General features: G+C 66.2%; 18 protein-coding genes. 11 read left to right on the top strand and 7 right to left on the bottom strand.

Features of this window, described 5'->3' with window-relative positions; genetic code table 11:
- Positions 1 to 57: 57 nt before the first annotated feature.
- Entirely contained in the window at positions 58 to 2,808 is a 2,751-nt protein-coding gene (locus JKL46_RS06060; protein WP_201830852.1) for a glycoside hydrolase family 2 protein, read from the bottom strand.
- A gap of 330 nt (positions 2,809 to 3,138) precedes the next feature.
- On the opposite strand from JKL46_RS06060, the gene JKL46_RS06055 reads away from it, so the two are divergent.
- The 6 genes from JKL46_RS06055 (at position 3,139) to JKL46_RS06030 (ending at position 11,430) form a co-directional block, all read left to right on the top strand.
- Positions 3,139 to 3,426 (top strand): hypothetical protein, encoded by a 288-nt coding sequence (locus JKL46_RS06055; protein ID WP_201830850.1) that lies wholly within the window; start codon positions 3,139 to 3,141, stop codon positions 3,424 to 3,426.
- Positions 3,427 to 3,583: 157 nt separating this feature from the next.
- Positions 3,584 to 6,097 (top strand): DUF3772 domain-containing protein, encoded by a 2,514-nt coding sequence (locus JKL46_RS06050; RefSeq protein ID WP_201830848.1) that lies wholly within the window; start codon positions 3,584 to 3,586, stop codon positions 6,095 to 6,097.
- The gene (locus JKL46_RS06045; protein WP_201830846.1) at positions 6,094 to 6,591 is read left to right on the top strand and encodes a CAP domain-containing protein; all 498 of its coding nucleotides are present in this window, start codon (positions 6,094 to 6,096) and stop codon (positions 6,589 to 6,591) included. Before JKL46_RS06050 ends, JKL46_RS06045 begins: the two co-directional genes overlap by 4 nt.
- 101 nt (positions 6,592 to 6,692) lie before the next feature.
- Entirely contained in the window at positions 6,693 to 8,660 is a 1,968-nt protein-coding gene (locus JKL46_RS06040; protein ID WP_210381282.1) for an ABC transporter ATP-binding protein/permease, read from the top strand.
- 107 nt (positions 8,661 to 8,767) lie between these two features.
- On the top strand, positions 8,768 to 10,564 hold the full coding sequence (locus JKL46_RS06035; RefSeq protein ID WP_201830842.1) for a glucan ABC transporter ATP-binding protein/ permease: 1,797 nt from the start codon (positions 8,768 to 8,770) through the stop codon (positions 10,562 to 10,564).
- Positions 10,561 to 11,430 carry an alpha/beta fold hydrolase gene (locus JKL46_RS06030; protein ID WP_201830839.1) on the top strand — a complete coding sequence of 290 codons (870 nt, stop codon included), beginning with the start codon at positions 10,561 to 10,563 and terminating at the stop codon, positions 11,428 to 11,430. The genes JKL46_RS06035 and JKL46_RS06030 overlap by 4 nt, the downstream gene beginning before the upstream one ends.
- Positions 11,431 to 11,710: 280 nt before the next feature.
- Here JKL46_RS06030 and JKL46_RS06025 read toward each other — a convergent pair whose 3' ends face one another.
- Genes JKL46_RS06025 through JKL46_RS06015 form a run of 3 tightly spaced genes read right to left on the bottom strand, consistent with a single transcriptional unit; the run spans position 11,711 to position 14,780 of the window.
- Entirely contained in the window at positions 11,711 to 13,009 is a 1,299-nt protein-coding gene (locus JKL46_RS06025; protein WP_201830837.1) for an HlyC/CorC family transporter, read from the bottom strand.
- Positions 13,006 to 14,151 carry a 3-dehydroquinate synthase gene (aroB, locus tag JKL46_RS06020; RefSeq protein ID WP_201830835.1) on the bottom strand — a complete coding sequence of 382 codons (1,146 nt, stop codon included), beginning with the start codon at positions 14,149 to 14,151 and terminating at the stop codon, positions 13,006 to 13,008. The genes JKL46_RS06025 and aroB overlap by 4 nt, the downstream gene beginning before the upstream one ends.
- Positions 14,148 to 14,780, bottom strand: coding sequence for a shikimate kinase (locus tag JKL46_RS06015; RefSeq protein ID WP_201830834.1), 633 nt, complete (start codon positions 14,778 to 14,780; stop codon positions 14,148 to 14,150). The genes aroB and JKL46_RS06015 overlap by 4 nt, the downstream gene beginning before the upstream one ends.
- Before the next feature lie 137 nt (positions 14,781 to 14,917).
- Between JKL46_RS06015 and JKL46_RS06010 the strand changes: the two genes are divergently transcribed.
- Complete coding sequence (locus JKL46_RS06010) at positions 14,918 to 15,067, top strand: histidine kinase (protein ID WP_201830832.1); 150 nt, start codon at positions 14,918 to 14,920, stop codon at positions 15,065 to 15,067.
- Entirely contained in the window at positions 15,064 to 15,999 is a 936-nt protein-coding gene (gene xerD, locus JKL46_RS06005) for a site-specific tyrosine recombinase XerD (RefSeq protein WP_201830830.1), read from the top strand. Before JKL46_RS06010 ends, xerD begins: the two co-directional genes overlap by 4 nt.
- Positions 16,000 to 16,153: 154 nt before the next feature.
- Here the strand turns inward: xerD and metW are convergent, their stop codons facing one another.
- The gene (gene metW, locus JKL46_RS06000) at positions 16,154 to 16,801 is read right to left on the bottom strand and encodes a methionine biosynthesis protein MetW (protein ID WP_201830828.1); all 648 of its coding nucleotides are present in this window, start codon (positions 16,799 to 16,801) and stop codon (positions 16,154 to 16,156) included.
- Positions 16,798 to 17,967 (bottom strand): homoserine O-acetyltransferase MetX, encoded by a 1,170-nt coding sequence (metX, locus tag JKL46_RS05995; RefSeq protein ID WP_201830826.1) that lies wholly within the window; start codon positions 17,965 to 17,967, stop codon positions 16,798 to 16,800. The genes metW and metX overlap by 4 nt, the downstream gene beginning before the upstream one ends.
- A 365-nt stretch (positions 17,968 to 18,332) precedes the next feature.
- Between metX and JKL46_RS05990 the strand changes: the two genes are divergently transcribed.
- The 3 genes from JKL46_RS05990 to JKL46_RS05980 are packed head-to-tail and all read left to right on the top strand — an operon-like array spanning position 18,333 to position 21,284.
- Entirely contained in the window at positions 18,333 to 19,184 is an 852-nt protein-coding gene (locus tag JKL46_RS05990; protein WP_201830824.1) for a chorismate mutase, read from the top strand.
- A gap of 56 nt (positions 19,185 to 19,240) precedes the next feature.
- Positions 19,241 to 20,341, top strand: a complete 1,101-nt coding sequence (gene hisC / locus JKL46_RS05985) for a histidinol-phosphate transaminase (protein WP_201830820.1) — start codon at positions 19,241 to 19,243, stop codon at positions 20,339 to 20,341.
- Positions 20,334 to 21,284, top strand: coding sequence for a prephenate/arogenate dehydrogenase family protein (locus tag JKL46_RS05980; RefSeq protein WP_201830818.1), 951 nt, complete (start codon positions 20,334 to 20,336; stop codon positions 21,282 to 21,284). The genes hisC and JKL46_RS05980 overlap by 8 nt, the downstream gene beginning before the upstream one ends.
- A gap of 269 nt (positions 21,285 to 21,553) precedes the next feature.
- Here JKL46_RS05980 and JKL46_RS05975 read toward each other — a convergent pair whose 3' ends face one another.
- Positions 21,554 to 22,609 (bottom strand): DUF2125 domain-containing protein, encoded by a 1,056-nt coding sequence (locus tag JKL46_RS05975; protein WP_201830816.1) that lies wholly within the window; start codon positions 22,607 to 22,609, stop codon positions 21,554 to 21,556.
- Positions 22,610 to 22,615: the final 6 nt, after the last annotated feature.

The following is a 22,615-nucleotide window of genomic DNA, read 5'->3' as shown; positions in this document are numbered from 1 at the left end:
ATGACAAAGCGGCGCGGAATTCTCCGCGCCGCTTTTTCGTTGGCACCTGCGAGTGACTTAAGCCGCTGCCTCCGCAGCGCGCACTGCTTCTTCCAAGCGGGAGGCGCGCGATTCAACGGCAAGCTCCACCAGCGCGTCGGTGAGCATGGTCGCAGTCGGGTCCGCAAGGGGCTCGTCGCGCAGCAGGCGCAGGGTCGAGGCGACCATGCGGCCGCGTCCGTAGGAGCGCTCGACGCCGAGCGCCACCGGCTTGTGGATCCATCCGACCACGAGGCCGGCGAAAACGCGGGCCTGGAAGTCGAGCAGGTTGCAGTTGACGATCACATGCTCCGGCAGCACCCGGTCCATGGTCTCGTCGAGCAGGGGGCCGGAGGGCAGCCCGGCGAAATGGCCCGAGCGCCGCAGCCAGCCGAAGGACGAAGCCCAGTCGCCCGACCAGAGCGTGCCGCCGCGGCCCTGCACCCGCACCGCCTGCCAATGCGGGAAGAACGGGTAGAGGCTCATGTCGCTTTCCGGCAGCAGCAGGAGCTTGGCGCCGGCGCGCACATGGTCCGCAATCGCCTTGTTGTGCGTGCGGGAGACGATGACGGTCGATTCCTCGAAGGCGCGGGCGAGATTGTAGCCGAGTGCGCGGAAGTGTTCGCGGATATCCTCGTCCGGTGACCAGACCAGCTCGCGGGCGTGAACCGGCTTGCTGCGCTTGGGATGAATGGCGATGTCGTGGTGGTTGTGTGCGATCAAACGCCCGTCGGCGCTGCGCAGGTCGAGGCTGATGCGCCGAAGCGACGGCTCGCTCATATCAGGGAGAGCCATCTCGATGCGGCCGAGATCGTGAACGTCTGGCGCCTCGATGCGCGGCAGCGAGAGACTCTGGCTCTCGCCGCAGATCGAGACTTCGAGCTTGCAGTCTTCCAGAACCGGACCTGCACCATGCGCGAGCGAAAGCTGCAGTGCCGCCGTCTCCCCGGACCAGTAGGAGGCGCGCTCCCATTTCGGCACGATCACCGTGTCCGAATTGACGATGTGGAAGAGCTCGTGGAACACGCGCGGATTGCGGCGCATGTCGAGAAGACCGTTCGATTCCCAGTGACAGTCGTGCAGCTCGGTGATCACGTAGCCCGCGAGGTTCGGCTTGCGGCGCATGGACTCGATCTCATATTTGAGAGCACGAAACTGCTGCCATTGCGCGGCGATGACGAAGCGGCGCAGATCGCCGAAGACGCGGTCGAGGCTCCAGTCGGAGAAGCGGTTCTCGACGCCGTGCGCATACATCACGCCCTCGCCCCAATCGTGGCCGGTCTCGAACCACCAGGGTTCCTCGCCCTTCTCGTCGCGCAGGTCCTTCGGATAGGGCAGGCCCCAATTGCCGAATTCGGAGCACATCAGCGGCTCGCGCCCGGTGATCACCGCATCGCCATAGGGCGAGTAGAGCCAGGAGGCGCGACCGGACAATTCGTCAACGAAGTGGTCCCACTGCGCCCGGTGATCGGGATAGGCGGCGTAGAAGTGATAATCCGCGATGTCGGATTCCACGTGGAAGCTGGGTGCCAGCGGCGAGTTGTCGACCACGAGCCGCGTCGGGTCATAGGCCTTGAGCCATGCGAAGGTGCGCTTGAGCCAGTCGCGGTGATCCGCGTCGTTGACGAGATCGACGCCCCAGTTCTCGTTGATGATCGTCCAGATGACGATGGAGGGATGGTTCGCGTCGCGGTCGACGATGCCCTTCAGAAGTTTTTCCTTGCGCCCGCGCGAGCGGTCGGTGGCCATGCCGCCGTTGGGCAGCTCCGTCCAGATGAGCATGCCGAGCCGATCGGCCACCTCGTAATAGCGCGGATCGGCCGCCTTGATGTGGCAGCGCAGGCAGTTGAGTCCGAGTTCCTTCGCCTTGCGGAACTGATCCTCAAGAAATTCCACCGACGGCACGGTGCAGATCGTGCCCGGGTAATAATCCTGGTCGAGAGCCGAGCGCAGGTAGAGCGGTTCGCCGTTGAGATAGAACTTGCCGTTGCGCGTCTCGAAGGAGCGGAAGCCGAAATGATCGGCGATTTCGTCTCTCACCTCGCCGCCGCGGATCATCTCCAGGCTGATGCGATAGAGGTTGGGATGATCGGGCGACCATGCGCGCACGTTGTCGAGGGTGAACTCGAACGGCATCGAGGTGACGCCGATCTGCGTCCCGTGCATCTCGTCGAGCACGGCGTCACCGGAAGGATCGGTCACCCGGATCCGGATCTGCGTCGCCTCCGTCAGCGGCCGCGCAAAGAAGACGCCGGACGCCACCCGCCCCGTGGTGAGATTTGGAACGAGGCGGACACGGCTCATGTGATCCGAAACGCGGCGCTCGAGATAAACCGATTGCCAGATGCCGGAGAGCGGACCGTACCAGCTCTGCTTGCCGAAGGGGATTTCGGCGAACGGCGAATCCGGGAATTCGGCCGGGTTGTCGGTGGGGCTGTCGACGCGGACCTTGATCTCGTTCGCGCCCGGCTTGAGATAGGGCGTGGCATCGAAGGAGAAGGGCAGGAAGCCGCCTTCGTTGTGGCCCACGAGCTCGCCGTTGACGAAAACCTTCGTGTTGTGAAAGACGGCGCCGAAGCGGATCCAGACGCTGTCGTGCAGCCACGACGGGTCGATCTCGATGCTCCTGCGGTAGATGCCGATGCCGGCCCGCATGCGCAGGTCCGAGAACTGCGCCTGCCACGGACTTGGCACCTCGATCTGGCGAACCTCCGCCGGCCCCGACAGACGGTCGTCGGCCACGTGCAGGAACTCCCAGGTGCCATCCAGGCTGATGCGATTGTCCTGCATGTTCTCTCCTTGAATCAGAGATTAGCCAAGGGTTTTGAAAACGGCGAAAACATGGCTCGAAGCGCGCATGGCGCGGCCGTCTCGCATGCTGCGACACCTCGTGCCAGTAACGCTTGCGCGGCGCATCGTCCCCTCGTCCCAGACCGCAGTTGGCAGCCCGTTTCGGACAACGGGAAACGCATGCATTTGATCCCGGAGCAGTCGAACGGGCAGCGCGCGTACAGGATCCTGCGGCCAAGCCGTCAGGAACCGCCTCAACGGTCTCGCGTTGCCCCAACAACGCCGAGCCGCGCTGCTCGCCCCATAAACCAGTCATTCGAGAGGCTAGAGATGGCTCAACAGATTTCCGACGATCGTGCCCGGCAGGCACCTCCCGGCCGCCCGGTTCTGGCCGTTCTGATCGGTGCGCTGCTGCTCGCAGGCGTCGCGATCTCAGGCTACATGATGTGGGTCGGGTCGACATCGCCCGACGATCCCGGGACCGATGCCGCCCGGGCCAATGTGACGGGCTCGACGACGGGCTCGAGTGCCAATCCCACCAACCGGACGTCGCCGGCAAACCCGGCCTATCCTGTGCCCGGCGCGCAGCCTTCGGCCGGCGAAGCCCCGAAACAATAACGGATTTTCCCTTACGGAAGCCGGGAGGAACGCTGGTTCCTCCCGGCTTTTTTGTTGCGCTTCGTCAACCGGGCGGCGACTTTTCGCCGTAATGATTCGCAAAGAACCGCCCCGCAAGGGAATGCGACAGGGGTCAGACTGAATGACGAGTATTGGCATGAAACGGCTTCTGCAGGCCGCCGCGATCGTATTGAGCGTTGCAGCCGGCGGGACGTCTTACGCCCAGCAGGCGCCGTCCGCTCCCAATGCTCAGCCGCAGGCGCAAGCCCCGGCCCAGCCGCAGGCAACGCCGGCCCCGGCGCCGATTTCCGCGGAAACGAAGGCGGCCCGCGCCAAGCTCGACGGAATCAAGGCCGATCTCGACCAGAAGGAAGCGGCCATCCAGGGCCGTGTCATGCCGGATGCGGATCTGCAGAACATCCGTCAGCAGATCGAGCCTGTCATCGCCGATATCCGCACGGTCATCGAGGAGCAGGCCCCGAAGCTCGAGGCGAGCCGGCAGCGCCTGACGCAGCTGGGGCCGAAGCCGGACAAGGGCCAGCCCGAGGAAAGCGCCGACGTCGCCAGGGACCGGGCCGAGCGCGAAGCCGCCGTGGCCGAGCTCGACGAGACCCAGCGGCTCGGGCGCGCCCTGCTCGTCCAGGCCGAGCAGCTGAACACCCAGATCGGCGATCTGCGCCGGGCCGGCTTCACCCGCGCCCTGTTCGAGCAGAGCGACGGCATCTTGAGCCCGAGCCTCTGGATGAACGTAGTGCAGGCCGTTCCGCGGGAATTGCGGGCGCTGGGCATCGTTCTGGGCGATGCCCTCGAGCAGCTTCAGCGGAACACCTCGCTCGGCATTCTGCTTCTTCTCGGCCTGTCCATCGGCGTGGCCATCGCCCTTTATGCCGGACGGCGCTCGATCGCACCGCGCCTCGTCAGGCGCGACCCCGCCATCGCCGAGCCCTCGCGGCGCAGCCGCCTTCTGGCGGCGCTCGGGGTGCTGGCCCTGGGTGCCGGCCCGGCCATCGCCGGCAGCTGGATCGTCTGGGTGGCCTTCGATTCCGCCGATCTCGTTCCGCCCCGGCTGGAGCTCGTCGTCAGGGCGATGCTGAGCGGCCTCGCCTTCATCGCTTTCGTGCGTGCCCTGATCGATGCGATCCTGGCGCCGGATCACACCTCCTGGCGGCTGATTCCGGTCCGGGATGCCTCCGCCACGCGGATCATGAGCTTCTCCGTGACCCTGGCCACCGTCATGGTCGTCGGCAAGGTGATCGAGTCGTTCAACACCGCCATCGCCGCGGCCTTGCCCGTCACCGTGATCACCCGGGCGGTCTTCGCCCTGGTGGTCGGTCTTGTCTTCGCCGAGCTTCTGCGCCGCTTCGCTGCCCGGGAGAACCAGGACGAGGCCTGCCTCGGGCCCTACGTCGCGCAGGATGTCGATATCGGCGGCCCCCTGCGCAGTCTCGGCTGGTTCGTCGTCGCCCTCATCGTCGGCAGCGTGCTTGGCGGCTATGTGGCGCTGGCCACCTTCCTGATCGATCAGGCGGTCTGGATTTCCATCGTCGTCGCCCTGCTTGTCCTCGGCATTGCCCTCGCGGACGAGTTCATCGGCGGCTCCCTGCGCGGCCAGACCAGGATTTCGACGGCACTGCAGGCCAATACCGGCCTGCGCCGCCGTTCCATCGAGCAGATCGGCGTGCTCGGCAGCGGCATTGCGCGGCTCGCCCTCATCATCATCGGCGTCCTGCTGGTGCTGGCGCCCTGGGGAATCGAATCGACGGATGTGACGGGCTCCCTGAGGGCCATGTTCTTCGGCTTCAATGTGGGCGACGTCACGATCTCCCTGTCGTCGATTCTCCTTGCGGCGCTGCTGTTCGCTGCGACTTTCGCCGTCACGCGCGTGATCCAGCGCTGGCTCAGCAACACCTTCCTGCCGGCAACGGATCTCGATGCGGGTCTGCGCAATTCGATCAGCACGGCGGCGGGCTATATCGGCATCATCACGGCCGGCATGCTCGCCTTCACCTATCTGGGCCTCAGCCTGGAGCGCGTGACCATCGTCGCCGGTGCCCTCTCGGTCGGTATCGGTTTCGGCCTGCAATCCATCGTCAACAACTTCATCTCCGGCCTCATCCTGCTCTGGGAGCGCCCGATCCGCGTCGGCGATCTCGTCGTGGTCGGCGACGGCGAGGGCTATGTGCGCCGGATCAACGTGCGCTCGACCGAGATCCAGGCCTTCGACCGCTCGACGATCATCGTGCCGAACTCGAACCTGATCTCCGGGATCGTCCGCAACCGCGTGCGCAACGACCGCGTCGGGCGCGTTCTCGTCTCGATTCCGGTGCCTCGCGCCTCCGATCCCGACCAGGTGGCGGAGATCATGCGCAAGGCCGCGCTCGCGCATCGCGAGGTCATGAGCGAACCGGCGCCGCGGGTCCTGTTCAAGAAGGTGACGGAGAACACCATCGATTTCGACGTCGTCTGCTTCGTCGACGACATCGATGCGGCGGGCCGGGTTTCGAGCGACATCTATTTCGAGATCTTCCGCGGCCTGCGCAAGGCGGGCATCGGCGCCCCCGCGCCGGCCCCGGCCGCCGAGGCGGAGGAGGAGCCTGCGGACAAGGCGTCGAAGGCCGAGGAGAAGGAGGACGAAGCCTTAACCCTTCTCAAGGATAAGACGCCCGCATGAAGCGTCTCCTAATTCTCAGCCTTTCCGCCCTCGCTCTTGCCGCCTGCCAGAACGAGGCCCGCGCGCCAAGCAGCCAGACACCGAGCTTCTACGTCTCCATGGCCGACCCCGCCGCCCAGGTGGATGCGGCCATGGCCCGCGACATGATCGGCGCCTACCGGGGCAACAACGGTCTTGGCCGCCTGACCCTCGATCCCGACCTTCAGGCCGCCGCGCAGGCCGAGGCCGACACCATGGCCCGCGCGGACAAGCCGAGCTCGGCCGATGCCTTCAAGACGCGTCTCGCGAAGTCTGGCTTCGCGTCACCGGCGGCCAATGTCTCCGCCGGTTACCACACCTTGGCCGAGGCGTTTTCCGGCTGGCGCGAGAGCCCGCAGCACAACAGGGTGATGCTCGATGCCAAGGCCACCCGGATCGGCATCGCGACGGCCTACACGCCGAATTCCAAGTACAAGGTCTACTGGGTCCTGGCGGTCGCCGCCGACCGGCGCTGATCCCGGCCGCGACCGGAGAAAGGCCCGGTTTGGAACCTAACCCATGCTAGAACGCTTTAGCTTGAGAAATTTCCAAGCTGAATCAGTGCGCGTTTCGACACATGCCGGATTTCGATCCCAAATTGGGCAAGCAGCTGCCTCCGCCGCCGGTGATCGGCAGCGATCAGGAGGTCGGTCCGGGGCAGAACAGCACCCTGGCGAAGGAGGCGGACCATGCCGCCGCTCACGACGCTGAGGCCGTTCCTCCCCATGAGGTGAGGCCGAGCATCGTTCAGGAATTGTACTTGCTCTTCCGCGACATGTTCAGGGGCGGCAAGGGATGGTCGATGCTCCGGCTCGGCATCGCCATCGTGGTCATCCTGATCGGCAACATGTTCGGCCAGGTGCGGCTCAACGAGTGGAACGGCGCCTTTTTCGACGCGGTCGCGAAGCGCGATACCTCCTCCTTCCTGCATCAGCTGGTCGTGTTCCTCGTCATCGTCGCGGTGCTGCTTGCCCTCGTGGTCGCGCAGACCTGGCTGCAGGAGCGCCTCAAGATCCGCCTGCGCCAGCGCCTGACGCAGGTGCTGCTCGATCTCTGGCTCAAGCCGAACAGGGCCTATCAGCTCGGCTTCATGGGCGAGAACGGAGCCCAACCCGATCAGCGCATGCAGGAGGATTGCCGCCTCTTCTCGGAGCTGTCGACGGAACTCGGTGTCGGCATGCTGCAGGCGTTTCTGCTGCTCATCAGCTTCATCGGCGTCCTCTGGGCGCTGTCGGGTCCGGTCAGCTTCCCCCTCGGCGGCCGCGAGATCACCATCCCCGGCTACATGGTCTGGGTGGCCCTGGGCTACGCGGGCATCGGCTCGGGGCTGACCTGGCTCGTGGGGCGCCCGCTCATCCGTCTCAATACTCTGCGCTATGCCCGCGAGGCCGAGCTGCGCTTCGCCCTGGTGCGGGTCAACGAGAGCGCCGAGAGCGTCGCCCTCTACAACGGTGAGCCCGACGAGCGGCGCAATCTCGACGAGTTCGTCGAGGCCGTGCTCAAGGCCTCGCGCCGCCTCTCCGGCGGCCTTGCGCGGCTGACCTGGATCACCTCGGGTTATGGCTGGCTCGCCATCGTCGTGCCGATCCTGGCGGCTGCGCCCGATTACTTCTCCGGCCGCCTGTCCTTCGGCGAGATGATGATGGTGGTCGGCGCCTTCAATCAGGTGCAGTCGGCCCTGCGCTATTTCGTCGACAATTTCCCGAAGATCGCCGATTGGCGCTCCGCCGTCCTGCGCGTCGCCACCTTCCGGCAGACCGCTCTCGACCTCGACGAGGTCGCGGCCGAGAGCCGGCGGATCGATATCGCTGCGCACCCGCAAGGCCGCCTCAGTTTCGAGGGTGTCTCCATCGCGCTCAGCGACGGCAGCATCCTCATCGAGGATGCGACGGCGGAAATCAGCCCCGGCGAGCGCGTGCTGATCATGGGTGAATCGGGTGCGGGCAAGAGCACGCTGTTTCGCGCCATCTCAGGCCTCTGGCCCTGGGGCTCGGGCAAGATCCGCGTGCCCAAGCCCGAGGAGATGATGTTCTTGCCGCAGCGGCCGTATCTGCCGCTCGGAACCTTGCGCGCCGCGATCAGCTATCCGGCCTCGCCTGAAACCTTCGAGGATGCCAAGGTCAAGGAGGCGCTGGAGCGCTGCGGTCTCGGCGAGTTCATTCCCATGCTCGACAAGCACGAGCGCTGGGACCGGAGCCTGTCGCTCGGCCAGCAGCAGCGGGTGGCCTTTGCCCGCGTGCTGCTGCACAAGCCGAAATGGGTCTTCATGGACGAGGCGACCTCCGCCCTCGACGAGGAGAACCAGGCCTCCATGCTCTCTCTCTTCGACAACGAGCTGAAGGGTGCGAGCGTGCTTTCAATCGGGCATCGGCCGGGTCTTGAGGAGTTTCATACCCGCACCCTGCACATCCGCAAGACGGAGGAGGGCGCGGTCCTTCTCGCGCGGCCGCAAAAGCAGAGGGCACGCTCCTCGGGGCCGAAACTGGGGCCGCGCTGGATCGGCCGCTTCCGCCGCAAGCTGCAGCCTCGGGCGCAGGAGGGCTGATCGGTGCATAGAATCCACCGAGGCTTTTCAAACGGCGCGAAAGGCGCAACTCTCCATCGGCAGCGGAGCTTCCGGAGGGAAGCCCGTCCTCCCGCAGGGTGATCCGCATGAGGCTGGTCAGGCTTTACATCCGCGTTCTCGGACAGCTCGGCTCGGATATGCGCGTCGGCGCGCTGCTCGCGCTTGCCAATGTCGGGCTCGCCATCTCCGCCTTCGCGGAACCGATCCTGTTCGGCCGCATCATCGACGTGCTCACCCGCGGCCAGGTGCCGGGCACGCCGCCCGTGACCTTCGGCGCGCTGACGCCGCTCATTCTCGCCTGGGTCGCCTTCGGCCTGTTTTCCATCGGCGCGGGTGCCCTCGTGGCGCTGCATGCGGACCGGCTCGCCCATCGCCGGCGCCTCGCCGTGATGGCGAACTACTTCGAGCATGTGCTCGAATTGCCGCTCGCCTTCCACACTTCCACCCATTCCGGCCGCGTGCTGAAGGTGATGCTGGAAGGATCGGGCGCCATGTCCTGGCTCTGGCTCGGCTTCTTCCGCGAGCATTTCGCGGCGCTCATCGCCCTCGTCATCCTGCTGCCGCTCACCGTCTTCCTGAACTGGCGTCTCGGGCTCCTGCTCGTCGCCCTCATGGTCATCTTCTCGGTTCTCACGGCCTTTGTTCTGCGCAAGACGGAAAAGCTGCAGGGCTCCGTCGAGCGCTATCATTCGAGCCTTGCGGAACACGCTTCCGATGCGCTCGGCAACGTGCCGGTGATCCAGTCCTTCACCCGCGTCGAGGCCGAGACGCGCTCGCTCGGCATCATCATCCAGCAATTGCTGCAGGCGCAGAACCCGGTCCTGTCCTGGTGGGCGCTCGCCTCCGTCGCATCCCGTGCCTCGGCCACGATCACTGTTACCGCGATCTTCCTGCTCGGCACCTGGCTGCATCTCAACGGGCTCGCCACCATCGGCGAGATCGTGATGTTCATGAGCATGGCGACCATGCTGATCGCGCGGCTTGAACAGGCGGTGAGCTTCGTCAACCAGCTCTTCATGCAGGGCCCGAAGCTGCAGGAATTCTTCGAGATCCTCGACACGGCGCCGGCGGTGCACGACCGGCCCAATGCACGGCACGTCGAGCGCTACAAGGGCGAGGTCGCCTTCGACAATGTGAGCTTCTCCTATGACGGCAAGCGCTCCGCGGTGCAGGACGTATCCTTCATCGTCAATGCGGGCGAGAACGTCGCTCTCGTCGGCGCCACGGGATCCGGAAAGTCCACCACCCTGGGTCTTCTGCACCGGGCCTTCGATCCACAATCGGGCGCGATCCGCGTCGACGGGCTCGACATCCGCGACGTGACGCTCGCATCCCTGCGGCGCAACATCGGCGTGGTGTTCCAGGAGCCGATGCTGTTCGCCCGCACCATCCGCGAGAACCTGCAGGTCGGGCGTCCCGATGCGACCGACGCCGAGATGATCGAGGCGCTGGAGCGGGCGCAGGCCATCGAGTTCATCAACAGGCAGGCGGAAGGCCTCGACACGATCGTCGGCGAACGCGGCCGCTCGCTCTCCGGCGGCGAGCGCCAGCGCCTGTCGATCGCCCGTGCCCTCCTCAAGAACCCGCCGATCCTGATCCTCGACGAGGCGACGAGCGCGCTCGATGCCGCGACCGAGCGCAAGCTGCAGATGGCGCTTGACGAGGTGATGAAGGGCCGCACCACCTTCGTCATCGCCCACCGCCTCGCCACCATCCGCAACGCCAACCGCATCCTCGTCTTCGACCACGGCCGGGTGATCGAGAGCGGCACCTTCGAAGAACTCGTGGCACGGGGCGGGCGCTTCGCGGAACTCGCCAAGGCGCAGTTCATGGCATCCGACGAACCGCCGGCGAAGCGCGTCCGCGTCTCTGCGCACGCATGAGCCTTGCCCTCGAACTGCACCAGAAGAGCATTCGGCGCCGTGTCGGCAATCTCACGCTCCATATGATCGAGGCGGGTCCCGAGGATGGGCCGCTCGTGATCCTGCTGCACGGCTTTCCGGAATTCTGGTGGGGATGGCGCTTCCAGATCGCGCCGCTGGCACAGGCCGGCTTCCGCGTCGTCGTGCCGGACCAGCGCGGCTACAATCTCAGCGACAAGCCCAAAGGCCGGCGCGCCTACGGTCTCGATATTCTGGCGAAGGATGTGATCGGTCTGGTTGATGCCGTCGGGCGAAGAACCTTCGCTCTCGTCGGTCACGACTGGGGCGGTCTCGTCGCGTGGTGGACCGCCTCTCGCTATCCGGACCGCGTGGCGAAGCTCGCCATCCTCAACGCGCCGCATCCCTCCGTTGCCGGATCCTATCTGCGCCGGCATCCGAGCCAGATGTTTCGCAGCTTCTATGTCGGATTCTTCCAGATCCCGCGCCTGCCCGAAGCGATGCTCTCGGCGGACGATTATCGCAGCCTGAAGGATGCGCTTCTGCGCACGAGCCGGCCCGGCACGTTTTCCGAGGAGGATATCGCGCGCTACGAACAGGCCTGGTCGCAGCCAGGCGCGCTCACGGCGATGCTGAACTGGTACCGCGCCCTGCCGTTCAAACCCGACATGAGCGATCCAGGCATCGCGCCGCCGACCCGCGTCATCTGGGGCGTCAAAGATCAGTTTCTGGAGCAAGGCCTCGCCGAGGCGAGCCTCGCCTTGTGTCGCTCGGGCGATGTCGTCTGGATCGACAACGCCTCTCATGGGGTGCAGCACGAGAAGCCGGAGAGGGTGAATGCGGCGCTGGTGGAGTTTCTGAGTGTCTGACTCAATCTCTGCCCTCAGCCTGAGGAACCGGACAGCAACAGACGGCAATGTCATTCCCGGCCGGAGCGCCGCGGAGGGGAAGGGAATCCATAGCGCAATGCATGAGAGTGGATTCCCTTCCCGGCCTGCGGCCGCCGGGGATGACACCCACCACGTCATCACCGGCCTCGTGCCGGCCATACCGATTAAGAAAAGCGCGGCGCCTCTCACATCGGGATCACCGGCACGAGGCCGGTGATGACGTCGTAGTTCAATGGCCAGTCAGATTAAGACGTGAAACTCACTCAGCCCTGGCGCGTACCTGTGCGAGCGGCGTGATCCTCAGCGCCATGATCCGGTTGCGCGACTTGCGCAGCACCTGGAAGCGGAAGTTGTCGAAGGTGAAGATCTGGCCGGTGTCGGGAATGGTCTGCGCCTTGTGGATCACGAGGCCCGCGATGGTGGTGGCTTCCTCGTCCGGCAGGTTCCAGTCCATGGCGCGGTTGAGGTCGCGGATCGGCACGGAGCCGTCCACGTTCACCGAGCCGTTGGGCTGCGGCCGCACGCCCTGGACGGAGAGGTCGTGCTCGTCCTTGATGTCGCCGACGATCTCCTCGAGGATGTCCTCGAGCGTGACGAGACCCATCACCTCGCCGTATTCGTCGACGACGAGGGCGAAATGCGTCTTCTTGGCCAGGAACGCCCTCAGCTGGTCCTTGAGCGAGGTGGTGTCGGGCACGAACCAGGTTTCGAGGGCGATCGCCTCCACTTTCAGCTTGCTCGCATCGCCGCCGACCGCATCGAGCGCGCGCAGCAGATCCTTGGCGTGCAACACGCCGACGATGTTTTCCTGGCTTCCGCGCCAGAGCGGCAGGCGCGTATAGGGCGAGGAGAGCACCTCGCGCACGATCTCCTCGGACGAGAGGTCGGCATTGATCGTGCGCATCTTGGTGCGGTGGACCATCACTTCCGAGACCGTGAGATCTTCGAGATCGAGGAGCCCGCCGAGCATGTCGCGCTCGACCTTCGCGACGCCGCCTTCCTTGTGCAGCAGGGCGACCTGGCCGCGGATCTCCTCCGATGCCGAGAGGATCGGCGTGTTCTCGCCGATCCGGATGCCGAAGGGCCGCAGCATGAGCTTCACGATGCGCTCGATGGCGATGGCGAGCGGACCGATGATCGCCACGGCCCATGACATCGGACGCGAGAGGAAGAGCGAGACGGTCTCCGGAGAGGAGATCGCGACGGTCTTCGGCAGGACCTCGGCGAAGACGATCACGAGCACCGACATGATGACGGTGGCGTAGATCGCGCCTTCCTGCCCGAAGATCGCGACGAGCACGCTGGTCGCGAACGCCGAGACGCCGATATTGACGATGTTGTTGCCGATCAGCACCGTGCCGATGAAGCGCTCGCGCATTTCGAGCAGGCGGTTCACCAGCTTGGCGCGCTTGTCGCCGCTCTTTTCCAGCACCAGCATGCGGGAGCGCGAAGCGCCCGTGAAGGCCGTCTCGCCCGCCGAGAAGAAGGCGGAGAGCAGAAGGCAGAAGATGACGACTGCGGCCGCAAACAAAAGATCGACGGAGGAGTCTTCGATCATGGGTGCAATGCGTCGATTTCACGGCCCAGGAAGGCGCGGACCTTGTCCGGGTCGATGCCGGGCGCGATGAAGCTCTGGCCGATGGCGCGGGCGAGGATGAAGGTCAGCGCGCCGCCCTTCACTTTCTTGTCCTGCGCCATGGCGTCTAGCAATTGATCGACGGTGCCGCAGCCGCCCGGAACGTCGCCGAGGCGCGTGGGCAGGCCGGCGGCCTTCAGATGCCGCTCAACACGCTCCGCATCCGTTGCAGGCGCAAGCCCGAGGAAGGCGGAGAAGCGGAAGGCGAGGCTAAGGCCGATGGCGACACCCTCGCCATGGACGAGGCGCGCGGAATCGTAGGCCGTGATCTTCTCGAGCGCGTGGCCGAAGGTGTGGCCGAGATTGAGCAGGGCGCGGTCGCCGGTTTCGTGCTCGTCGCGCACCACCACATCGGCCTTGGCGCGGCAGCTCTGCGCCACCGCCTCGTCCCGCTCCGGCCCGCCGGCGAAGATGCTCTGCCAGTTGGCCTCGCACCAGGCGAAGAAGCGGGCATCGTCGATGAGGCCGTATTTCGCCACCTCCGCATAGCCGGCGCGCATCTCGCGGAGCGGCAGCGTGTCGAGAAGGGCGGTGTCGGCGATGACCAGGCTCGGCTGATGGAAGGCGCCGACGAGGTTCTTGCCGTGGCGCGAATTGATGCCGGTCTTGCCGCCGACCGACGAATCGACCTGGGACAGGAGGCTCGTCGGCACCTGGACGAAGCGCACGCCCCGGCGCACCACGGCGGCGGCAAATCCGGCAAGGTCGCCGATCACGCCGCCGCCGAGCGCCACCACGAGATCGCCGCGCTCGATCTTGGCCGAAAGCACCGCATCGCAGACCTTTTCCAGGTTGGCATAGGACTTGGTCGCCTCTCCCGGAGGGAGCGTGACGACGGAGACGCGCAGGCCCTGCGCCGTGAGGGCTTGGGCCAGCGCATCGGCATAGAGCGGGCCCACATGCTCGTCGGTCACGATGGCTGCGGCACGCGCGCCAAGCGCCGCGATGCGCGACCCGGCGGTTTCGATCAGGCCGCGCCCGACCAGGATGTGATAGGCCCGGTCGCCGAGGGGGACGTGAACATTGATCGGCGAGATGTCTCGCAGGGCTGCTGCGCTCGTCATGGTTCGGCGTTTCCCTCGTTGTCCTTCTCGAGCCATTCGCCCAGGGCTTTGACGATGTCGGCCACCACCCGGTCGTGCGGGGCCTCGTGGGAATCGATGGTGATGTCGGCGGTGGCATAGACCGGATAGCGGATCTCCATGAGGCGGCGCATGGTTCCTTCCGGGTCAGGGTTCTGCAGAAGCGGGCGGGTGGTCCGCTTGCGCACGCGGCGCATGAGCACGTCGAGATCGGCCTTGAGCCAGAGCGAGACGCCGTGCTCGGCGATGCGAAGGCGCGTCTCGTCGTTCATGAAGGCGCCGCCGCCGGTGGCAAGCACGATCGGCCCCTCCTGCAGCAGCCGGGCGATCACCCGACGCTCGCCGTCGCGAAAATGGTCCTCGCCATGGATGGCGAAGATTTCCGGGATGGTCATGCCGGCGGCAGCCTCGATCTCGTGGTCCGCGTCGCGGAACGGCAATTGGAGCGTCTGCGCAAGCCGGCGGCCCACGGTGCTCTTTCCGGCACCCATGAGACCGACGAGCACGAGCGATCGCGCGCCAAGCCGGAGGCTTATGGGCTGGCCGCGCTGACTTGCCTGGTCTTGCCCGCCGACTTCATCGAGTGAATTGAAGCGGCTGATATTGTTCATGAGTTAGTCCTAGCACGGGCGCGGCGGCCTGTCACAAGGGCGTTATTCGCCTATCCCTGGCAAACTTAACCGCAGAGAAGGACTTGCCTTGAAGGCTTGGGCATGGTTCTAGCGACTTAACGCATCAAGAGGCTCACGTGCCCACCCTGTTCCGGTTTCTCCTCGTCGTCGCCATTCTCGCGGGCCTTGGCTTTGCCGCCATGTTTGCCCTGGCGACCTTCGTCAAGCCCGATCCGCGTGAGATCACCGTTCCGGTTCCCACCAGCCGCAACTCCTCGTCTTCATGAGCGGCGCCCGCCACGCCAGCCTCTTCCTCGACATGCTCGCCGCCGAGCGCGGCGCCTCCAAGAATACGCTCGAGGCCTATCGGCGCGATCTCGACGATTATCTGGCCTATCTCGGGGAAGCCGGCGCTGCGCCCGACAACGCCGCCTCGGTGACGATCCGGGGTTTCATGGCGAGCCTCGAGGAGCGGGGCCTGAAGGCATCGTCGGCCGCCCGCAGGCTCTCCGCCGTGCGCCAGTTCCACAAGTTCCTCTATGTGGAGGGCTATGCCTCCCTCGACCCGACGGCCGCCGTCTCGGCGCCGAAGCGGGGCAGGGCGCTGCCGAAAGTTCTCTCCGTCGCCGAGGTCGACCGCCTGCTGCAGGTCGCCTACGAGGGCATCCAGAGTCCAGAGGCCTCACCGGCCGAGCGGCTGCGCGCGGCCCGCATGGCCTGCCTGCTGGAGCTCCTCTACGCCACCGGTCTGCGCGTCTCGGAGCTCGTGGCGCTGCCGCGCAGCGCCGCCAAGACCCGCGACCGCTTTCTCGTGGTGCGCGGCAAGGGCGCCAAGGAACGGCTCGTTCCGCTCACCGAGGCGGCGCAGGATGCGGCGCGGGCCTATCTCGCCCTGCTGGAGGAGCAGAAGAAGGCCGTCGGCCCCTGGCTGTTCCCGGCGGACAGCGAGAGCGGCCATCTCACCCGCCAGGCCTTCGCCCGCGACCTGAAGGCGATTGCCGGCGCCGCGGGCCTGCGCGCCGACAAGATCAGCCCCCACGTGCTGCGCCACGCCTTCGCCAGCCACCTGCTTCAGAACGGCGCCGACCTGCGCGTGGTGCAGGAGCTTCTGGGCCATTCCGACATCTCGACGACGCAGATCTACACCCATGTGCTCGACGAGCGCCTGAAGAGCATGGTGCGGGATCTGCACCCGCTCGCGGAGGGCGGGGAGGGCTGATCTCCCTCTCACGTCATCACCGGCCTCGTGCCGGTGATCCCGATTGATCGAGACACGGCGCTCTTCCTGATCGGGATGGCCGGCACAGGGCCGGCCATGACGTGGCAGGTGTCAGCGCCGACGGGCGCATGCTGGCCATAACGATCGTTGAGCGTTACCGCCGCTTCAGCAGAAACACGCCCTGGTCGCCGAGCAGGTTCCACACCCACCAGGGCAGGCTCACGCGGATCGGCTGGCCGCCGGCGTTGAGGGCAACCGCCTTTTCCATCTGCGCGCCGACCTCGCGGCACAGTTCCACGAAGTCCCGAATGGTGCAGAAATGGATGTTGGGGGTGTCGTACCAGGAATAGGGCAGGTTCTCGGTCATCGGCATGCGGCCGCGCATGCCGAGTTCGAAGCGCACGCGCCAGTGACCGAAATTCGGGAAGGAGACGATGGCGCGTCGGCCGATGCGCAGCAGATGCTCCAGCACCACCTTGGGCTGGCGCGTCGCCTGGATCGTCTGCGACAGGATCACGTAGTCGAAGGCGTCGTCCGGATAATCGGCGAGATCCGTGTCGGCATCGCCCTGGATCACGGGAAGCCCCTTGGCGAGGCAGGCATTCACGCCCTCGCGGGAGATTTCGATGCCGCGCCCGTCGACCTGCTTGGTGTCGCGCAGGAGCGCAAGCAGCGAGCCGTCGCCGCAGCCGACATCGAGCACGCGCGAGCCCGGCTCCACCATGTCGGCGAGCAGGAGAAAGTCGAGCCGGTGGCCGCTGTCCGTGTCGGTCAGGGGCAGGGAAACGGTGGGAAGCGTCATGCGATTCCCCTGACCCGCGCGGCCGCGTCGATGAAGCCTCGCGCTGCCGCGAACATTTCGGGCTCCTCGAGCAGGAAGGCATCGTGGCCCTTGTCGCTCTCCACCTCGACGAAGGCGACGGAGGCGGCAGCGGCGTTCAAGGCATGCACGATGGCGCGGGAATCCGAAGTCGGGAAGAGCCAGTCGGAGGTGAACGAAATCACGCAGAAGCGCGTCGGCGTTCCCTTGAACGCCTTGGCGAGCGAGCCGCCATGCTCGGCGGCGAGGTCGAAATAATCCATCGCCCGGGTGACGTAGAGATAGGAATTGGCGTCGAAACGCTCCACGAAGGAAATGCCCTGGTAGCGCAGGTAGCTCTCGATCTGGAAATCGGCGTCGAAGGAGAAGGTCAGGGCGGACCGGTCCTGGAAATTGCGCCCGAACTTCCGGTGCAGGGCCATCTCGGAGAGATAGGTGATGTGCGCGCCCATGCGGGCGACGGCGAGGCCCTTGGAGGGGCGGGTGCCCTCGGTCTGGTAGCGTCCGCCGCGCCATTCGGGATCGGCCATCACCGCCTGGCGGCCGACCTCGTGGAAGGCGATGTTCTGGGCCGAATGACGGGCCGCGGCGGCGATGGGCAGGGCAGAGAAGACCCGGTCGGGATAGTCCACGGCCCATTGCAGCACCTGCATGCCGCCCATCGACCCGCCGATGACGCAGAACAGCTTCTCGATGCCGAGCCGGTCGATGAGGGCAGCCTGCGAGCGCACTATGTCGCGGATCGTCACGACCGGGAAATCGAGGGCATAGGGCTTGCCCGTGGCCGGATTGAGCGAGGCGGGCCCCGTGGTGCCCATGCAGCCGCCGATCACGTTGGCGCAGATCACGAAGAAGCGGTCCGTATCCACCGGCCGGCCGGGCCCGACCATGGTCAGCCACCAGCCAGGCTTGCCGGTCACGGGATTGTCGTTCGCCACATGCTGGTCGCCGGTGAGCGCGTGGCAGATCAGGACGGCGTTGGACTTGTCGGCATTGAGGGTGCCGTAGGTCTGGTAGGCGATCTGCCAGGGGCTAAGCGCGATGCCCGCATCCATCATGAGGGGCTCGTCCGCGCCAAAGCGCATGAGCAGGCTCGACGGGTCGTCGACCTGGCTTCGCGGTTCGGAGGACAGGGGCGCAAATGACATGCTTTAAACGGAAATGTTCGTTCTTTCGAACAACCGGTACTGCGGAGCGGCTGCCGCGTCAACGCGCATGACGCCTCGCCAACACACTGACACACCTCACGTCATGGCCGGACTTGTTCCGGCCACCCACGCCTTGGGAGCGACGATGCCGCATAAGACGTGGGTCCCCGGACCAAGTCCGGGGATGACGGCGAGGGAAACGTCATCCTGGACAGCGCAGCCGAGCCGGGGTGACGGGGAGTGCATCACGAAAAGTGGCCTCACTTCCTGTCTACCGCTGCCCCGCGAACCCACCAGTCAATCAATGATGACAAGACGGACCAAAAAAGCCAAAGAGAGGCGCCCGACCCCGAGGATGTAAGCTCATGTCCGCCGAGAACCCTGCCGAGACCTCCGCTCCATCTCTCGCCGATCTGCGCCAGGAGATCGACCGCATCGACGAGGCGATGCACCGGCTGCTCATGGAGCGCGGCACCATCATCGACCGGCTGATCGCTTCCAAGAAAGCCTCCAAGACCGGCATCGCTTCAGCCTTCCGGCCCGGGCGCGAAGCCTCGATGATGAAGGCGCTGGCCGAGCGTCACGAGGGTCTCCTGCCACTCGATACGGTGGAGAGCATCTGGCGGGTGATCATCGGCACCTTCACCTATGTCCAGTCCAGCTACGCCGTCCATGCCGATATTTCCGGCGGCGATGCGCCCATGCGCGATTCGGCCCGGTTCCATTTCGGCTTCACGGTGCCCTACATCACCCATCCGAGCGCCGCGGCGGTGATCGAGGCGGTGGCGTCCTCCCGCGGCGATCTCGGCATCTTCCGCCTCGACCAGGGCGCGACCAGCGGCGCCTGGTGGCGCACGCTCGCCGACAAGCGCCGCCCGAAGATCATCGCGCGCCTGCCCTTCATCGAGCGGCCCGATCATCCGGCCGGCACCCCGGTCTTCGTGATCTCGAAGCCCCTGACCGATGCGGCCGTGCGCGACGTGGTGCTCTATGCGGCCCAGTTCGAGCGCTGGCACAAGGGCGCCAACGAGGCTCTCACCCAGCTCGGGGGCGAGGTGGTGGCAAGCGCCGCCGACACCAACGGCCTGTCGGAGCTGATCGCCGTGCCGGGCCATGTCGAGCCCGCTTCGCTCAAGGCGGCGCTCACCAAGGCCGGCGCGAGCCTCGCCCAGCTCGCCGAGATCGGCAGCCATGCCGAACGTTTCCGCGTGAAATGAAATCAGACCTGCGCTAGACGCTTCCCGCGAGACCATTCGTGATCAGGAAAGACCTTATGTCCACCCGTCCCCAGCCCCGTCCCGGCGTGATGCAGATCGAGGCCTATGTGCCCGGCAAGAGCAAGGCTGAAGGGGTTGCGAAGATCCATAAGCTCTCCTCGAACGAGACCCCGCTCGGCCCCTCGCCGAAGGCGGCCGAGGCGATCCGGACCTTCGACCATCTCGAGCTTTATCCGGATGGCGGCGCCGGCAAGCTGCGGGAAGCGATCGCGGGCCGGTACGGGCTCGACCCGAACCGCATCATCTGCGGCGCGGGCTCGGACGAGTTGCTCGCGCTCATCACCCATGCCTATGTGGGCCCAGGCGACGAGGGCATCTTCACCGAGCACGGATTCCTGGTCTACCGCATCGCGATCCTGGCGGCCGGCGGCGTGCCCGTCGTGGCGCCGGAAAAGGACCTGCGCACCGATGTGGACGCGATCCTCGCCAAGGTGACGGAGAAGACCAAGATCGTCTTCCTCGCCAATCCCAACAACCCGACGGGCACCTACATTCCCTTCGACGAGGTCAAGCGCCTGCACGCGGCCCTGCCGCCGCATGTGGTGCTGGTGCTCGATGCGGCCTATGCGGAATATGTCCGCCGCAACGATTACGAGTCCGGACTCGAGCTCGTCGCCACATCCGAGAACGTGGTGATGACCCGCACCTTCTCGAAGATCTACGGCCTTGCCAACCTGCGGCTCGGCTGGATGGTGGCGCCGCCCCACATCGTCGATGCGGTCAACCGTATCCGCGGTCCTTTCAACGTGAGCGGCCCGGCCATGGCGGCAGGCATCGCCGCGATCCAGGACGAGGCCCATATCGCAAAAGCCGTCGAGCACAACGAACAATGGCTCGCTTGGCTCACCCGAGAGATCGAGGCGCTCGGCCTCAAGGTGACGCCGAGCGTGGGCAACTTCCTGCTGATCCATTTCCCGAAGGAGGCAGGCCGGACCGCGAAGGATGCGGATGCCTTTCTCTCCTCGCGCGGCCTGATCCTGCGCCGGATCGATGCCTACGGTCTTCCCGATGCCCTGCGCCTGACCGTCGGCAATGAGGAGGCGAACGGCCTCGTGGTGGCGGCTTTGCGCGATTTCCTGGGCGGTAAACATGCCTGAGCGTCTCGGTCCTCCGCGTGAAGAACCGCTCTTCGAGCGCCTCAGCCTCGTCGGCATCGGGCTGATCGGCTCGTCGATCGCCCGCGCCGCACGCCATCTCAATCTCGCGCGCACCATCGTCGCCATCGATGCGAGCGAACAGGTGGTCGAGCGCGTGCGCGAACTCGGTTTCGCCGACGAGGCGACGACCGATGCGGCGGCCGGCGTGAGGGATGCGGATCTCGTCATCCTCTGCGTGCCGGTCGGCGTCTGCGGCAAGGTGGCGGAAGCCATGAGCCCTGGCCTCAAGCCCGGCTGCATCGTGTCCGACGTGGGCTCGGTGAAGGCCTCCGTCGTGGCGCAGGTGCAGCCGCACCTGCCGCCCGGCGTGTCCTTCGTGCCGGCGCATCCGGTGGCGGGCACCGAGCATTCGGGGCCTGATGCGGGCTTTGCGACGCTGTTCCACAATCGCTGGTGCATCCTGACCCCGCCCGAGGGCACGGACGAGGCGGCCACCGAGCGCGTGCGCGCCTTCTGGGAGGCGATGGGCTCCAACGTGGAGGTCATGACCGCGCAGCATCATGACTTGGTGCTCGCCATCACCAGCCACGTGCCGCACCTGATCGCCTACAACATCGTCGGCACGGCGGCGGATCTGGAGACCGTCACGCAAGGCGAGGTGATCAAGTTCTCCGCCGGCGGCTTTCGCGATTTCACCCGCATCGCCGCCTCCGATCCGACCATGTGGCGCGACGTCTTCCTGCACAACCGCGAGGCCGTGCTGGAGATGCTCGGGCGCCTCAACGAGGACATCGCGCTGCTGGCGCGGGCCATCCGCTGGGGCGAGGGCGACAAGCTCTTCGACCTCTTCACCCGCACCCGCGCCATCCGCCGCGGCATCATCTCGTCGGGCCAGGAAACCCCCGAGCCGGATTTCGGCCGCCGGCGCGAAGACAAGGCTTAGGCGGCATTGATCGGTCGAGAGGAGAGGAGCCTTTCCGATGTCATCCCCGGCGGCCCGGAGGGCCGGGAAGGGGATCCACGATCAAGCGCCGAGCCGATGGATTCCCTTCCCCTCCGCTGCGCTCCGGACGGGAATGACACTGTCCCTCATGACACCCACCTTCGTCATCCCCGGGCTCGTCCCGGGGATCCACGCCTTTACGGCGCTGTGGTTCCCAAGACCTGGGTGGCCGTAAACCAAGTGCGGCCATGACGTGAGAGGCTGCAGCCTCAATAAAGTGGCTGCAGCCTCACGTTCGGGATCACGAACGGCCCCATGGCGATCAAGCCGTTCTCGAGCCGCAGCGGGGGCAGGGTGGCGAGCTGGGGTTTGGCATTGGGCTGGCCTGTGTTGGAGCGCGATCCCTGCCCGAGCAGCATGCCGATCAGGTTGCCGCCGACGCGGCCGCCGGTGAGGTTGCTCAGAAGTCCCTCGAGGCCCGCGGCGGCGAGCGTGAGCTGGCCTGCCGGCCGGTGCTGGTCGTCGAGGCGCAGATCGCCCTTGGTCTCGATCCGACGCTGCCCCTTGTCCGCCGCGAGCATCAGGATGTCGATCTTGCCGCCCGCGTTGCGCCAGAGCTCCAACTCCTCGACGATGGTGCCGCCCTTGAAGCCATCCGCCTGCGTGACCGTGATGTCCGCGTTCAGATTGGCCGGCTCGCTGCCGCCGATCAGCGCGTCGAGGATCGGAATGCGCGCTTCCGTCACCGAGGCCGCGACGTCGCGGGCCTGCTCCGCCATCCGCGACGGGTTGGGCCGCACGTGCAGTTCCAGGTGCTTGCCGGATCCGGCGATCTCGCCCGTGCCGAGACCGGCGATGCTGACCTTCGGTGCGTCGGCGGCGACGGAGACACGCTGCAGCCCGCCCGTCGGGGAGACGTTGATGCTCGCCTGCAGCAGGTCCCAGCTGCCGTCCACCGTCACCCTGCCGTCGCTGACGCGCAAGGGGCCGGCGACCTCGGTGATGATGCGGCGTGGCTGATAGACCTGGGCGACGGCCTCGGTGCGGCCGAAAGAGGCGGTCACGGCGCCGCGCTTCAGATCAAGGGTGTTGCAGATGATTTCAACGCGGAAGGGATAGCCGGCGATGGTGCGGTCGCCGCAGGTCCATTGCCGTCCGCCCCGCGCCTCCGCCGCGATCCAGCCGTCGAGCGCTTCGGCCGCGCGGTTGCGGATCGCGAACCACGCGACGCTCCAGGCGATGGCGAGGAGCAGCAGCAGGACGAAAGGGGTGTAGAGCCAGAAACGGCTGCGGCGAACCTGTCGCGCCGGGGCGGCCTGATCCATGCGAAC

It is taken from the genome of Microvirga zambiensis WSM3693, assembly GCF_016735695.1.
Classification (GTDB): Bacteria; Pseudomonadota; Alphaproteobacteria; order Rhizobiales; family Beijerinckiaceae; genus Microvirga; species Microvirga zambiensis.
The sequence above is the reverse complement of the archived record's forward strand: the minus strand, read 5'-3'. Positions and strand labels throughout refer to the sequence as shown.